This is a genomic window from Rhizobium sp. Root491 (assembly GCF_001427205.1).
Taxonomy (GTDB): domain Bacteria; phylum Pseudomonadota; class Alphaproteobacteria; order Rhizobiales; family Rhizobiaceae; genus Agrobacterium; species Agrobacterium tumefaciens.
The window spans coordinates 470,521-483,917 of record NZ_LMFF01000012.1; the positions used below are offsets into that span (position 1 = coordinate 470,521).

At 59.6% G+C, this 13,397-nt stretch carries 14 protein-coding genes; 10 read left to right on the forward strand and 4 right to left on the reverse strand.

What is annotated here, in order from left to right:
- Positions 1–57: 57 nt before the first annotated feature.
- On the reverse strand, positions 58–1,590 hold the full coding sequence (locus ASD46_RS13070) for an acyl-CoA carboxylase subunit beta (RefSeq protein WP_003511311.1): 1,533 nt from the start codon (positions 1,588–1,590) through the stop codon (positions 58–60).
- A 118-nt stretch (positions 1,591–1,708) separates the two neighbouring features.
- Here ASD46_RS13070 and ASD46_RS13075 point away from each other — a divergent pair, with 118 nt between their 5' ends.
- Entirely contained in the window at positions 1,709–3,127 is a 1,419-nt protein-coding gene (locus tag ASD46_RS13075) for a helix-turn-helix domain-containing protein (protein ID WP_060642377.1), read from the forward strand.
- Between the two features lie 15 nt (positions 3,128–3,142).
- On the opposite strand, the gene ASD46_RS13080 is transcribed toward ASD46_RS13075, so the two are convergent.
- A complete protein-coding gene (locus ASD46_RS13080) occupies positions 3,143–3,790 on the reverse strand; it encodes a DNA-3-methyladenine glycosylase family protein (protein ID WP_035251496.1) in 648 nt (215 codons plus the stop codon).
- Between the two features lie 72 nt (positions 3,791–3,862).
- Here ASD46_RS13080 and gluQRS point away from each other — a divergent pair, with 72 nt between their 5' ends.
- Positions 3,863–4,747: a tRNA glutamyl-Q(34) synthetase GluQRS gene (gluQRS, locus tag ASD46_RS13085; RefSeq protein WP_003511314.1), complete on the forward strand. Its 885-nt coding sequence runs from the start codon at positions 3,863–3,865 to the stop codon at positions 4,745–4,747.
- Here the strand turns inward: gluQRS and ASD46_RS13090 are convergent.
- Complete coding sequence (locus ASD46_RS13090; RefSeq protein ID WP_003511315.1) at positions 4,715–5,632, reverse strand: YihY/virulence factor BrkB family protein; 918 nt, start codon at positions 5,630–5,632, stop codon at positions 4,715–4,717. The genes gluQRS and ASD46_RS13090 overlap by 33 nt on opposite strands.
- A 182-nt stretch (positions 5,633–5,814) precedes the next feature.
- On the opposite strand from ASD46_RS13090, the gene ASD46_RS13095 reads away from it, so the two are divergent.
- The 7 genes from ASD46_RS13095 (at position 5,815) to ASD46_RS13125 (ending at position 11,148) form a co-directional block, all read left to right on the forward strand.
- Complete coding sequence (locus tag ASD46_RS13095) at positions 5,815–6,648, forward strand: SDR family oxidoreductase (RefSeq protein ID WP_060642378.1); 834 nt, start codon at positions 5,815–5,817, stop codon at positions 6,646–6,648.
- Positions 6,649–6,665: 17 nt separating this feature from the next.
- Positions 6,666–6,863: a twin transmembrane helix small protein gene (locus ASD46_RS13100; protein ID WP_003497428.1), complete on the forward strand. Its 198-nt coding sequence runs from the start codon at positions 6,666–6,668 to the stop codon at positions 6,861–6,863.
- Between the two features lies 1 nt (position 6,864).
- Positions 6,865–7,458, forward strand: a complete 594-nt coding sequence (locus ASD46_RS13105) for a cob(I)yrinic acid a,c-diamide adenosyltransferase (RefSeq protein WP_003511317.1) — start codon at positions 6,865–6,867, stop codon at positions 7,456–7,458.
- A 32-nt stretch (positions 7,459–7,490) separates the two neighbouring features.
- Complete coding sequence (locus tag ASD46_RS13110) at positions 7,491–8,264, forward strand: rhomboid family intramembrane serine protease (protein ID WP_003511318.1); 774 nt, start codon at positions 7,491–7,493, stop codon at positions 8,262–8,264.
- Positions 8,265–8,447: 183 nt separating this feature from the next.
- On the forward strand, positions 8,448–9,194 hold the full coding sequence (locus ASD46_RS13115) for an electron transfer flavoprotein subunit beta/FixA family protein (protein ID WP_003511320.1): 747 nt from the start codon (positions 8,448–8,450) through the stop codon (positions 9,192–9,194).
- Between the two features lie 25 nt (positions 9,195–9,219).
- On the forward strand, positions 9,220–10,149 hold the full coding sequence (locus tag ASD46_RS13120) for an electron transfer flavoprotein subunit alpha/FixB family protein (RefSeq protein ID WP_003511321.1): 930 nt from the start codon (positions 9,220–9,222) through the stop codon (positions 10,147–10,149).
- A gap of 117 nt (positions 10,150–10,266) precedes the next feature.
- A complete protein-coding gene (locus tag ASD46_RS13125; RefSeq protein WP_013761782.1) occupies positions 10,267–11,148 on the forward strand; it encodes a 3-hydroxybutyryl-CoA dehydrogenase in 882 nt (293 codons plus the stop codon).
- Between the two features lie 67 nt (positions 11,149–11,215).
- Here ASD46_RS13125 and tlpA read toward each other — a convergent pair whose 3' ends face one another.
- A complete protein-coding gene (gene tlpA / locus ASD46_RS13130) occupies positions 11,216–11,884 on the reverse strand; it encodes a thiol:disulfide interchange protein TlpA (protein WP_060642379.1) in 669 nt (222 codons plus the stop codon).
- Between the two features lie 24 nt (positions 11,885–11,908).
- Between tlpA and argH the strand changes: the two genes are divergently transcribed.
- Positions 11,909–13,309, forward strand: coding sequence for an argininosuccinate lyase (argH, locus tag ASD46_RS13135; protein WP_003511325.1), 1,401 nt, complete (start codon positions 11,909–11,911; stop codon positions 13,307–13,309).
- The last annotated feature ends 88 nt before the right edge of the window (positions 13,310–13,397 follow it).

The following is a 13,397-nucleotide window of genomic DNA, read 5'->3' on the forward strand; positions in this document are numbered from 1 at the left end:
GCGCCTGAACATCATTATAGTAAGGTGGCCAAAGTATTTTTCCAGCCCCAGAGCAGGTCAGAGCGGAATGGTATCGTGCTTTTTCCAGCGGGTTTCGACGTTCTTGCCCCGCAGCGAAGCAAAGGCACGGGCGATGCGGCGGCGCGAGGAATGCGGCATGATAACCTCATCGATGAAACCACGCTCTGCCGCCACGAAGGGATTGGCGAAACGCTCCTCATATTCCCTTGTGCGCGCGGCGATCTTGTCCGGATCGGAAAGCTCCGAGCGATAGAGGATTTCCGCGGCCCCTTTTGCGCCCATGACAGCGATTTCCGCAGTCGGCCAGGCATAGTTCACATCAGCGCCGATATGTTTCGAGGCCATCACGTCATACGCGCCACCATAGGCCTTGCGGGTAATCAGCGTCACCATCGGAACCGTCGCCTCGGAATAGGCAAACAGCAGTTTCGCACCGTGCTTGATGACGCCGCCATATTCCTGCGCCGTTCCCGGCAGGAAACCGGGCACATCCACCAGTGTCAGCAGGGGAATGTTGAAGGCATCGCAGAAGCGCACGAAGCGGGCGGCCTTGCGTGAGCTGTCAATATCCAGACACCCGGCCAGCACCATCGGCTGGTTTGCGACGACGCCTACTGTCTGGCCTTCCAGACGCATGAAACCGGTGATGATGTTTCTGGCAAACGCCTCCTGCAACTCGAAGAAATCGCCCTCGTCGGCGAGCGCATGGATCAGTTCCTTCATATCGTATGGCTTGTTGGAACTGTCGGGGATCAGCGTATCGAGGCGCGCTTCCAGCCGTGCGGGATCGTCATGAAAAGGCCGGACTGGCGGTTTTTCCCGATTATTCAGCGGCAGGAAATCGAAAAGCAGGCGCACATGCTCAAGTGTCTCGATGTCGTTTTCATAGGCGCCATCGGCAACGGAGGATTTTTTGGTGTGTGTGGAGGCGCCGCCCAGCTCTTCCGCCGTGACGATCTCGTTGGTCACGGTCTTCACCACATCCGGCCCGGTTACGAACATGTAGGAGGTATCGCGCACCATGAAGATGAAGTCGGTCATGGCAGGCGAATAAACGGCACCACCGGCACACGGCCCCATGATGACAGAGATTTGAGGCACAACACCGGAGGCGATGACGTTGCGCTTGAAAACGTCGGCATAACCGCCGAGCGAAGCAACACCTTCCTGAATCCGCGCGCCGCCACTGTCGTTGAGGCCAATCACGGGCGCGCCGTTGCGCACGGCCATATCCATGATCTTGCAGATTTTCTGGGCATGGGTTTCCGACAGCGAACCGCCGAGCACGGTAAAATCCTGGCTGAAAACATAGACCTGCCGGCCGTTGATGGTGCCCCAGCCGGTAACGACGCCATCGCCCGCCACCTTCTGTTCGGCCATGCCGAAATCCACCGCACGGTGGGTAACGTACATGTCGTACTCTTCGAAGGAACCTTCATCCAGCAACACATCGATGCGCTCGCGCGCCGTCAGCTTGCCCTTGGCATGCTGCGCCTCAATGCGCTTGACGCCGCCGCCGAGCCGCGCTTCGTCGCGGCGCGTCTGCAATTGCTCCAGAATGTTGGGCATGTTTCCTCCATGCGTTTCCTCAAAATCAATAGCTTAGAAAACATTCGCCTAGAAGCCTTGATCGTGCGCGTATGCGTGGCATAAATATTTGCAATATTTACTTTTGCAAAGTTGCAACATGGCTATGGAAAAGCTCTTCATCGGCCGCAAGGTCCGCGGCCTTCGCGAAAACGCCCGCTCCACGCAGGCACAGTTTGCCGAACGGCTCGGCATTTCGGCCAGTTATCTGAACCAGATCGAAAACAATCAGCGACCCGTTTCCGCCAGCGTTCTGGTGACGCTGGTGGAAAAATTCCAGCTCGACGTGACGGAGCTGGCAACCGGCGAAAACGACCGGCTGGTTTCCGCTGTGCGCGAGGCCCTGAAAGACCCGCTGTTCCTGAATTACGAGCCCGGGCTGCAGGAGCTGAAGCTGATTGCGCAGAACGCACCGGGTTTTGCCCATGCGCTTTTGCGCGCCCACCAGGCCTACCGGCAAAACAGCGAGCAGCTGGTGCAGCTGGATGACAGGCTGGGGCGGGGAACCGCGCAGGTGGAAAGAACACCTTACGAAGAGGTCCGCGATTTCTTTCACTTCGTCGACAATTACGTTGCCGAGATCGATCTTCTGGCGGAAGAACTTGCATACGAACTGGAGATAGAGGGCGGCGAGACCTACGGCATTCTCGCGGCCCATCTACGCAGCCGCTTCGGTGTCCATATCACCAGAACGGAGGCGGCGGGCGGATTGATCCGGCATTTCGATCCGGCCGGCAAAACGCTGGCGCTCAGTTCCTACATGGCAGCACCGACCCGCTGTTTTCAGCTTGCGCTTCAGATCGCCCAGCTTCATGCGGGAGCAACCGTGGACAGAGTGCTGGCCGGCGCCGGTTTCCGTAGCGCCGAAGCCGCGGAAATCTGTCGCATCGGCCTTCACAACTATTTCGCCGCCGCGCTGATCCTGCCATATGGGCAATTTCACCGGGCCGCGCAGGAATTGCGCCACGATCTGGAACTTCTGGCCGTGCGCTTCGGCGCGAGCCTTGAACAGGTGGCCCACAGGCTCAGCACTTTGCAACGCCCTGGTCAGAAAGGCGTGCCGATCTTTTTCGCCAAGATCGACCGGGCTGGCAACATCACCAAACGCCACAGCGCCACAAGGCTGCAATTTGCCCGTTTCGGCGCGGCCTGTCCGCTCTGGAACATTCATCAGGCCTTCGAAAACTCCGACAGGATAGTACGCCAGCTGGCGGAAACACCTGACGGCGTGCGCTATCTTTCCATCGCCACACAGATCGAAAAAGCCGGCGCCGGTTTCAACACGGACAGGCCACGTTATGCCATCGCGCTTGGCTGCGAAATTTCCCATGCGCAGAATTTCGTCTATGCCGATACACTCGATCTCGCCAATACCGCCTCCTTCAAGCCCATCGGCGTTTCCTGCCGGGTCTGCGAAAGGGTCGATTGCGTGCAGCGCGCCGTACCGCCGCTAAAACGCAAACTACATGTCGATCATCTCTCACGCGGAGCCTTGCCCTACCGGATCGCAGACTTCTAGCGCCGCGCGGCCATATCAGGGCAGCGGCACCATCGCGCGCCGCATGATATTTGCATAGTAGCCCCAGAACAGCCGGGCGGCGACGGAGCGCCAGGGCGTCCAGAGTTCCGCCCGCGCCGCCAGCCATTTCGCATCCGGCCGTGCCTCGAGCGAAAGCGCGTGGCCCACCGCAGCCCGCAGCGCCACATCACCAACCGGAAAAATATCGGGGTGGCCGCCGCAGAACATCAGATAGACTTCCGCCGTCCACGGACCAATGCCGCGAAGCGCCACCAGCTCCGAAAGGGCCAAATCTGCTTCCTTGCGACTGACGGCATCAAGATCGATGCGGCCATCCGCAACCGCGTGCGCCAACCCTTCCAGCGTTGTTGCCTTGGCCCGGGAAAGGCCGAAAGTGGCGTGCAATTCTTCCGGCACCGCCAGATAGTTTTCCGCCGTCACCGCCCCGCCCGTGCCGGCAAGGATACGCACCCATATGGCGTTCGCGCTGGCGCGCGACACCATCTGCGACACGACGATATGGGCAAGGCCCGCAAAGCCGGGCTCGTGAATACGCAACTCCAGCGGACCGGCTTTTTCGATAATAAGGCTAAGAGCCGGATCGAGGCGGGCAAGATGCGCCATACCTTCGCTGATATCGTCGAGGCCCCTGATGATTTTCATGTCTGCACAGCCCATATTCACGTTGGCCCGGCACCGGGTGGCGAGGCGCTTCAAAACATGGCAGAAGAAACCATGCCTTCGCCCGTCCGTCAAAAACCGGTTTATCGTTTTGCGCCCAGCCCCAATGGCGCCCTGCATCTGGGCCATGCGCTTTCCGCTTTTCTGAACCACGACATGGTGCGGGAAAACAGTGGCCATTTTCTGCTGCGCATCGAAGATATCGACCAGACGCGCTGCACTCCGGAGCTGGAGCAGGCGATCTATGATGATCTTGGCTGGCTGGGACTGGAATGGGAAAAGCCGGTGCGGCGGCAATCGGAGCACTTCGATGAGTATCGCACAGCACTCGACAGGCTGGTCGAGGCCGACCTCGCCTATCCCGCCTTCTTAAGCCGGGGTGAGACGAAAGCCATTGTCAGGGCCTTTGAGGCAGAGGGAAGGCTCTGGCCGCGCGATCCCGACGGCGCGCCGCTTTACCCCGCAATAGATCGGCAAAGGCCGCAGGCGGAACGGGCCGAACTTCTGGCATCAGGCAGGCAACACGCCTGGCGGCTCGACATGGAAAAGGCGGTCCGCACCTTGCACAGCAAGCTGTTCTGGCGCGAGAGCGGCGACGGGCAGACCGGGGAAATCGAAGCTTTGCCGGCGCTGTGGGGCGATGTGGTGCTGTCGCGCTCCGACGCCCCCTCCAGCTATCATCTTTCCGTTGTGGTGGATGACGCGCTGCAAGGCATCACCCATGTGGTGCGCGGCATGGATCTGTTTAACGCAACCGCCATTCACCGGCTGCTGCAACAATTGCTTGACCTATCGCCACCCGCTTATCACCACCACCGGCTGATTTTGGGTGCTGATGGGCGCAAGCTCTCGAAAAGCGAAGGCAGCACCGGCCTTTCAGCGCTTCGGGCGGAAGGAAAAACGCCGTCAGATATCCGCCGGCTTGTCGGGCTCCTCTAGCACCTGCTCGCGGCGCGCACTGTTGCCGGCGATATTGCGGCGGATGATCTGCCGGACCTTGTATTTCATCAGAGCGGCATTCACTTCCGCACCCAGCATGAAGATGACACCCACCATGTAAAGAAACACCAGAACCACCATCACCGAGGCCAGACCGGCGTAGGTGGCGGCATAATTGGCGAAGGTGGAGAGGTAATAGGCAAAGATCGCCGCGCCGATGACCCAGAAGATCATTGTCAGCAGAATGCCAGGCCAGACATCCCAGATGCGGCGTTTGCCGGCCGGAAGCCACAGATGCGCCGCCACCAGCCCGACCGTCAGAACGACGATGGTGCCGTAAAGTCCGAGGCTGGAAACAGTGTTCAGCGCATCCGTCAGCCAGGGAAACCGCTGCTCGGCAAAGGACGTTGCGACCGGCACCGCAACAAGCACGATGCTGATGCCGGTAAAGACTACCACTGCGATCAATACATAAAGCAGACTGAGAAGACGGGTGATGTACCACCAGCGCGTTTCCGTGACGCGATAGGCGCGGTTGAGCGAGATTCTGAGCGCCTCGACGCCGTTGGAGGCAAAATATGCGGCCGCCAGCACCGAAATTGTCAGCAGTCCGCCGCGCGGAATGGTCAGGACCTGCTGCACCTGCGCGGCAAGCGGACCTGCGATCGCTTCCGGCCAGGTGTCAAAAATCAGATGCACCGCCGTCTCGGAAAACTGGTCAGCCCCCAGAAAACCGGCCAAAGCCGTGCCGAAAATCAGGAACGGGAACAGCGCCAGCAGGATGGAAAGCGCCATGTGGCTCGCCATCGCCCAGCCGTCATCCTCGGCAAAATGAGAATAGGCATCGAAGGCAACCTTGCCTGCCAGGCGCACTGCGGCAACCATGTCGCCTCCATTCATCGGCATTTCATTTGTAACTTCGCCCCGAATATGGGAAGTCAGCTCTACTTTGTACAGCGCACAAGCCCGCCTTTCGGTTCCCGCAGGCATACAGATTTTGCGCAATACAATTTTCACAGGCCGGACCATCGGGCCAGCGCAACATTCGGCTTTCCGGAGCGGCATAGATGCCTGAAAAACCCGTCATCATAATTACCGGATGTTCCTCGGGCATCGGAGCCCATTGTGCCGGCGCGCTTCACCGCGACGGCTGGAGGGTGTTTGCCACCGTGCGTCGCATCGTCGATATGGCCGCGCTCGAAAATCAGGGCATAGAAACCCTGATCATGGACTATACCAAGCCCGAAACCATCGCGGCTCTCGTGGATACGGTTGCGGCCAGAACCGGAGGCCGCATCGATGCGCTGTTCAACAATGGCGCCTATGGCCAGCCGGGTGCTCTGGAGGATCTGCCGGTGGAAGCACTGCGGCAGCAATTCGAAACCAACGTCTTCGGCTGGCACGATCTGACGCGGCGGGTCATTCCCTTCATGCGCCAGCGCGGTTCAGGGCGCATCGTGCATTGCTCCTCCATTCTCGGCCTCGTTCCCTATCGTTATCGTGGTGCCTATACGGCATCGAAATTCGCGATCGAGGGCCTTGGCGTCACGCTGCGCATGGAACTTCAGGACAGCGGCATCCATGTGAGCATGATCGAACCAGGGCCGATCACGTCGAAATTCACCACGACAGCGCTTGCCCACGTCAGAGACAAGATCGATCTGGAAAACTCGGCCCATGCTGTGGAATACAAGCGTCAGCTGGCGAGGATGGATGGGTCCGGCCCGGTCAACCGCCACAAGCTTGGCCCCGATGCCGTTTACGCCGTGCTGAAACACGCCCTGACCGCCGCAAAGCCAAAACCGCATTATCCCGTCACCGTTCCCGCCAAACAGGGGCTGTTGCTGAAACGGCTCTTGCCTGCCGGACTGTTCTATCGTCTGCTGCGCAGATTCGATTGAGGAGGAGTACCCCCTAAATGTCCGGCTTCACCACTGTTCTGGCCCTTATCGTCATGGGCCTCGTTGTCATCGTGCTGATACGAGGCCTTTTCAACATGCTGAAGGGCCAAGACGCCAACCGTTCCAACAAGTTGATGCAGCTTCGCCTCCTGTTGCAGGCCATCGCCATCGTGCTCATCATGCTGACCCTTTGGCTCACCGGCGGCGGACGCTGACATGGTGAAGCTGAACAAGATCTACACCCGCACCGGCGACAAGGGCACGACGGCGCTGGTGTCCGGTCCCCGCCGCCTGAAGCACGATCTTCGCGTCGAGGCCTATGGCACGGTGGACGAAACGAATTCGGCGATCGGCGTGGCGCGGCTGCATACCGTCAATACTGATATTGCCAGCATGGAAAAGCTGGATGCCATGCTGTTCCGCATCCAGAACGATATGTTCGACCTTGGCGCGGATCTCGCGACCCCGGAAACCGGCGAGCCGCCGGCCTACGAACCGCTGCGCATTGTCGAGAGCCAGGTCACGCGGCTGGAAAACGAAATCGACGACCTCAACTCCGCAATTGACCCCCTGACCTCCTTCGTGCTGCCGGGCGGCAATGCGGCGGCGGCCAATCTGCATCTGGCGCGCACGATCTGCCGACGGGCGGAACGGCTCATGGTGGAGCTCTCGGTTGCTGAAAACGAGATCGTCAGCCCGGAAGCGCTGAAATATGTCAACCGCCTGTCCGACTTCCTGTTCGTTGCCGCCCGTTTTGCCAATGACATGGGCAAGGCTGACATATTGTGGGTTCCCGGCAAGAACCGCTAAAGCCTATCTCTCGCACAAACGAAGGGCATTCGATGTTCATACCGCTGCACGATGCGAATTCCCTCAAACATATCCGGCTGCAATATGTCACGATCGGCCTGATCGTGGTCAACGTGCTGGTATGGCTATTTACCGGCGTGCTTGCCAGTGACGTCCAGGCCAATGCCGCAGCGCTCGGCCTCGGTTTCATCCCGGCTGTGGTGTTCGATTACGCCTACCTGGAGCCGGCCTTACAGGTGGTGCCGGATGACCTGACCGTCGTCACCTATGCGTTCCTGCATCTGGATTTCTGGCACATGGCAGGCAACATGCTGTTTCTGTGGGTCTTCGGCGACAACGTCGAGGACGCACTCGGCCATTTCCGTTTCCTTATCTTTTACATCGCCTGCGCCATAGCCGGCGCGCTGTTGCACGGCTTCGTCGCACCCATGTCGGAAGGGCCGCTTATCGGTGCATCAGGCGCTGTTTCCGGCGTCGTCGCGGCCTATTTTCTCCTGCATCCCAAGGTGCGCGTCTGGGTTCTGGTGTTCATGCGCATTCCGTTGCCCTTGCCTGCCTTCATTCCGCTGGCGCTATGGATCGGACAGCAATTTCTGATGCTGGCACTTGGCCTTGAGGAAAATGTTTCCTGGGGGGCACATGTGGGCGGCATATTGGCCGGGGCTGTGATGGTAATTTTCATGCGCCGGCCGGACGTTCCCCTGTTCGACCGCACGATTGTTCCGCCAAGGGCGGCGCAGTTCAAGAATCCGTCGCAAACGGCGGGGTTGTCGCAAATCGAACGGGGCTATGACGGGAGCAGATGAGCCGTTGACGGAGAGATAAATTATTTACGTTAACGTCAACGTAAGGTATGCCTTGCGTGCATGTGATAATGAACATTGCTCCGTTGTATTTGCGGGAAAAATGCTTATCCATGTCGCCAACCTGTTTTTGGAGGTCCGCGCGGTCTTGTCGCCTCGCGGACAGGAGTTTGAGGAAAACCGCCGATGAAGATCCTTGTCCCTGTCAAACGAGTTGTTGATTACAACGTCAAGATCCGCGTGAAGTCGGATGGTTCGGGCGTTGAACTCGCGAATGTGAAGATGTCGATGAACCCGTTCGACGAAATCTCGGTGGAAGAGGCTCTGCGGCTGAAAGAAGCCGGCAAGGCCGAAGAAGTCGTGGTCGTGTCGATCGGCCCTGCCAAGGCGGAAGAGACGCTGCGCACGGCGCTCGCCATGGGTGCCGACCGCGCCATCCTGATCGAGACCGAAGAGACGGTCGAACCGCTGGCCGTCGCCAAGCTTTTGAAGGGCGTGGCGGAAGCCGAGCAGCCCGGCCTCGTCATCGTCGGCAAGCAGGCGATCGACGACGACAGTAACCAGACCGGTCAGATGCTGGCCGCCCTTCTCGGCTGGGGCCAGGGCACCTTCGCCTCCAAGGTCGTACCGTCTGATGGCAAGGTCGCTGTGACGCGTGAAGTCGATGGCGGCCTGCAGACGGTCGAACTGAAACTTCCCGCTGTCGTGACCACCGATCTTCGTCTGAACGAGCCGCGTTACGCCTCGCTGCCGAACATCATGAAGGCAAAGAAGAAGCCGCTCGACAAGAAGACCCCGGCCGATTTCGGCGTCGATGTCACGCCGCGTCTGAAGGTTCTGAAGACAGAAGAGCCGGCTGGCCGCAAGGCCGGCATCAGGGTCGGCTCGGTGGCTGAGCTGGTTGAAAAGCTCAAAGCCGACGGCGTCCTCTAAGGTTTCGGAAAAGGGAGATTACAACATGGCCATTCTTCTTCTGGCAGAACACGACAACGCAACCCTTTCCGACCTGACGGCGAAGACGCTGACGGCGGCAACGCAGATTGGCGGCGACGTCCACGTGCTCGTTGCCGGCTCCGGTGCGAAGGGTGCCGCCGACGCGGCGGCGAAACTGTCCGGCGTTGCCAAGGTACTGCTTGCCGACGACGCATCCTATGCCAACGCGCTTGCCGAGCCGCTGGCGGCGCTGATCGTTTCGCTCAGCCCTTCCTATGACGTCATCATCGCACCGGCGACCGCTTCGGCCAAGAATGTCGCCCCGCGCGTCGCAGCCCTTCTCGATGTGGCCCAGGTCTCGGAAATCATTGAGGTCGTCAGCCCGGATACTTTCAAACGTCCAATCTATGCCGGCAACGCCATCCAGACGGTGCAGGCAAGCGACGCCAAGAAGGTCATCACCGTGCGCCCCACCGCGTTTGCGGCAGCCGCTGAAGGTGGTTCGGCACCGGTGGAAACCATCGGTGCTGCCGAGAACCCCGGCGTTTCTGTCTTTGTATCCGACGCGCTCGCCTCTTCCGATCGTCCGGAACTGACCTCTGCGAAGATCATCATCTCGGGCGGTCGCGCACTCGGCTCCTCGGAAAAGTTCCGCGAAGTGATCCTGCCGGTTGCCGACAAGCTCGGTGCAGCCGTCGGCGCATCGCGCGCAGCCGTCGATGCGGGTTATGCACCGAACGACTGGCAGGTCGGTCAGACCGGCAAGGTCGTGGCACCGCAGCTTTACATCGCTGCCGGCATTTCGGGCGCCATCCAGCATCTGGCCGGTATGAAGGACTCGAAGGTCATCGTTGCCATCAACAAGGACGAGGAAGCGCCGATCTTCCAGGTTGCCGATTACGGCCTCGTCGCAGACCTGTTCGAGGCTCTGCCAGAACTCCAGAAGGCTCTGTGATTTTAAGCCTTTAGCCAAAGGCGGCGCGTTTTTTGAACGCGCCGCCTTCTCTTTTTCGGCGATATGCGTAACATCGCCGCAAATGACGCAGATGAAATCCCATGAGGAGACCAGCATATGACCGCCCCCTTTAAAAACATCGGTATCATCGGAGCCGGTCAAATGGGTTGCGGCATCGCGCATGTTTCCGCCTTGGCCGGTTACAAGGTGCACATTTACGATCTTTCCAAGGACGGCATCGAAGCCGGCCTTGCCACGATCAACGGCAATCTTGCCCGTCAGGTCACCAACGGCAAGCTCTCCGACGACGCCCGCAAAGATGCGCTGGCGCTCATCAGCGGTTCGACTGACGTCAACGATCTGGCGCCCATGGATCTGGTCATTGAGGCTGCTACCGAAAACGAGGAAATCAAACGCAAGATCTATGCGCAGATCTGCCCGGTACTGAAGCCCGAAGCGCTTTTGGCCACTAACACTTCTTCGCTCTCCATCACTCGCCTTGCGTCCGCGACCGATCGTCCCGAACAGTTCATGGGCATCCACTTCATGAACCCGGTGCCTGTGATGAAGCTGGTAGAGCTGGTGCGCGGTATCGCCACCAACGAAAAGACCTTCGATGCGGCGAAGGACTATGTGCGGACGCTGGAAAAGGCGATCACCGTCGCCGAGGATTTCCCGGCCTTCATCGTCAACCGCATCCTGCTGCCGATGATCAACGAGGCGATCTACACGCTCTATGAGGGCGTCGGTTCGGTGGAAGCAATCGACACCGCCATGCGGCTCGGCGCCAACCATCCGATGGGACCGTTGCAGCTTGCCGACTTCATCGGTCTCGACACCTGTTTGTCGATCATGCAGGTACTGCATGACGGGCTGGCCGACAGCAAATACCGCCCCTGCCCGCTGCTGGTGAAATATGTAGAGGCCGGCTGGCTCGGCCGCAAATCTGGTCGCGGTTTTTACGATTACCGTGGAGAGACACCGGTTCCGACGCGCTAAGGCGCAAGAGATATTCCTCGGATATCATTCGAGATGACGGGAGGAAAATCCCTCCCGCACTGGACAATTATTTAGCCTTCACTGCCGATACCAACGCCTTGGCATCTCCGCTGTCCCAGGCTGCCGGACCGTTCATGGCGGCGATCAGGCAGCCTTTTTCGTCCAGAAGAAGCGTTGCGGGAAGGCCAAAAGCCAGCCCTTCCTTTTTCAGAACATTGAAGACGCCCATGGAGCTGTCGCGGTAAAGTTTCAGCGCGTCGATCTTGTATTCGTCAATGAAGGCTTTCGGTTTCTCGTCCGCGCCGGTGTCGATATTGACCGCAACAACCTCAAAGCCATCGCTGCCCTTTTCCTTCTCGAGTGCGTTCAGCGCAGGCATTTCCTCCCGGCATGGCACGCACCAAGTGGCCCACAGATTGAGGAGAACCGCCTTGCCCTTGAGATCGGCAAGCGACATGTCCGACCCTTGCGGACCCTTGAAGGACAGCGGGATGACGCGCGGCGTATCCGTGGCCGACATGGCCGCCACCTGGCCCTTCAGGAGGGGTTTCAGCGAGGCGATGCGGTTTGCCGCACCTTCACATAAACCGGCCTCGGCAACCGCTGCCCCTTGAACCGGGCTCTCAGACCCAATATGCCTGAACCAGACCGCACCCGCGCCGAACACGACACCGGCAACGGCAGCAATTGCAACCAATCTGGCGGAAGGAAGCCTGAACGGCCTTTTTTCTGTCATCGAATACTCCAGGGCACGCAGAACATGGCTGACGGCACAGATCAGAAATCCTCCAACCAGATGTGGGGCGGACGTTTCGCTTCCGGGCCATCAGCCATCATGGAAGAGATAAATGCCTCCATCGGCTTCGACAAGAAGCTTTATGCCCAGGACATCCGCGGCTCTATAGCGCATGCCACCATGCTGGCGGAAAAAGGCATTATTTCGCAGGAAGATAAAGACAAGATCGTTCACGGCCTGAACACGATCCTGTCAGAAATCGAGGCCGGCAGTTTCGAATTCTCGCGCAAGCTCGAAGACATTCACATGAACATCGAGGCGCGGCTTGCCACCCTCATCGGCACGGCGGCAGGGCGGCTGCACACCGCCCGCTCGCGCAACGACCAGGTGGCGCTCGATTTCCGCCTCTGGGTCAAGGAAGAGCTGCAGAAGACGGAAGGCATGCTGACCGCGCTCATCTCCGCCTTCCTCGACCGCGCCGAGGAAAATGCCGATACGGTCATGCCCGGCTTCACCCATCTGCAGACGGCCCAACCCGTCACCTTCGGCCATCATTGCATGGCCTATGTGGAAATGTTCGGCCGTGACCGCGCCCGCGTGCGTCACGCGATCGAACATCTGGATGAAAGCCCGATCGGTGCAGCAGCGCTGGCCGGCACCGGTTATCCTATCGACCGCCACATGACGGCAAAGGCCCTCGGCTTCCGCGAGCCGACCCGCAACTCCATCGACACCGTTTCCGACCGCGATTTCGCGCTGGAGTTCCTGTCGATCGCCTCAATCTGCGCCACGCATCTGTCGCGCCTCGCCGAAGAAATCGTCATCTGGTCGACGCCGCAATTCGGCTTTATCCGCCTGTCCGATGCCTTTTCCACCGGCTCGTCGATCATGCCGCAGAAGAAGAACCCCGACGCCGCCGAACTGGTGCGCGCCAAGACCGGCCGCATCAACGGCTCGCTGGTGGCGCTTCTGACTGTGATGAAGGGCCTGCCACTCGCCTATTCCAAGGACATGCAGGAAGACAAGGAACAGGTTTTCGATGCCGCCGAAAGCCTGGAACTGGCCATCGCCGCCATGACCGGCATGATCCGCGACCTTGAGGTGCGCAAGGACCGCATGCGTGCGGCCGCCGGTTCGGGCTATTCCACCGCCACCGATCTTGCTGACTGGCTGGTGCGCGAGGCAGGCCTGCCCTTCCGCGACGCCCACCATGTGACCGGAAATGCGGTGGCACTGGCGGAAAAGAAAGGCTGCGATCTGGCCGATCTTTCGCTGGAAGACCTGCAGGCGATCCATCCGGCCATTACAAGCGGCGTTTTCGACGTCCTTTCAGTCGAGGCATCGGTTGCCAGCCGCACCAGCTTCGGCGGCACGGCTCCTTCCGAGGTCAAGAAGCAGATCGCCTGGTGGCGTGGACGCAACTAACGCATCGGACCGAAAAGTGTGAAGCGGTTTTCGGAAAATCCGATGCGCAGACAAATTAAAATGAGCGGCGGAAACGATTTCATTTTTC

Bases quoted from the DNA above. Each gene is read 5' to 3' on its own strand.
- ASD46_RS13070 (WP_003511311.1), bottom strand. From the start codon at position 1,590: ATGCCCAACATTCTGGAGCAATTGCAGACGCGCCGCGACGAAGCGCGG.
- ASD46_RS13075 (WP_060642377.1), top strand. From the start codon at position 1,709: ATGGCTATGGAAAAGCTCTTCATCGGCCGCAAGGTCCGCGGCCTTCGC.
- ASD46_RS13080 (WP_035251496.1), bottom strand. From the start codon at position 3,790: ATGAAAATCATCAGGGGCCTCGACGATATCAGCGAAGGTATGGCGCAT.
- gluQRS (WP_003511314.1), top strand. From the start codon at position 3,863: ATGCCTTCGCCCGTCCGTCAAAAACCGGTTTATCGTTTTGCGCCCAGC.
- ASD46_RS13090 (WP_003511315.1), bottom strand. From the start codon at position 5,632: ATGGTTGCCGCAGTGCGCCTGGCAGGCAAGGTTGCCTTCGATGCCTAT.
- ASD46_RS13095 (WP_060642378.1), top strand. From the start codon at position 5,815: ATGCCTGAAAAACCCGTCATCATAATTACCGGATGTTCCTCGGGCATC.
- ASD46_RS13100 (WP_003497428.1), top strand. From the start codon at position 6,666: ATGTCCGGCTTCACCACTGTTCTGGCCCTTATCGTCATGGGCCTCGTT.
- ASD46_RS13105 (WP_003511317.1), top strand. From the start codon at position 6,865: ATGGTGAAGCTGAACAAGATCTACACCCGCACCGGCGACAAGGGCACG.
- ASD46_RS13110 (WP_003511318.1), top strand. From the start codon at position 7,491: ATGTTCATACCGCTGCACGATGCGAATTCCCTCAAACATATCCGGCTG.
- ASD46_RS13115 (WP_003511320.1), top strand. From the start codon at position 8,448: ATGAAGATCCTTGTCCCTGTCAAACGAGTTGTTGATTACAACGTCAAG.
- ASD46_RS13120 (WP_003511321.1), top strand. From the start codon at position 9,220: ATGGCCATTCTTCTTCTGGCAGAACACGACAACGCAACCCTTTCCGAC.
- ASD46_RS13125 (WP_013761782.1), top strand. From the start codon at position 10,267: ATGACCGCCCCCTTTAAAAACATCGGTATCATCGGAGCCGGTCAAATG.
- tlpA (WP_060642379.1), bottom strand. From the start codon at position 11,884: ATGACAGAAAAAAGGCCGTTCAGGCTTCCTTCCGCCAGATTGGTTGCA.
- argH (WP_003511325.1), top strand. From the start codon at position 11,909: ATGGCTGACGGCACAGATCAGAAATCCTCCAACCAGATGTGGGGCGGA.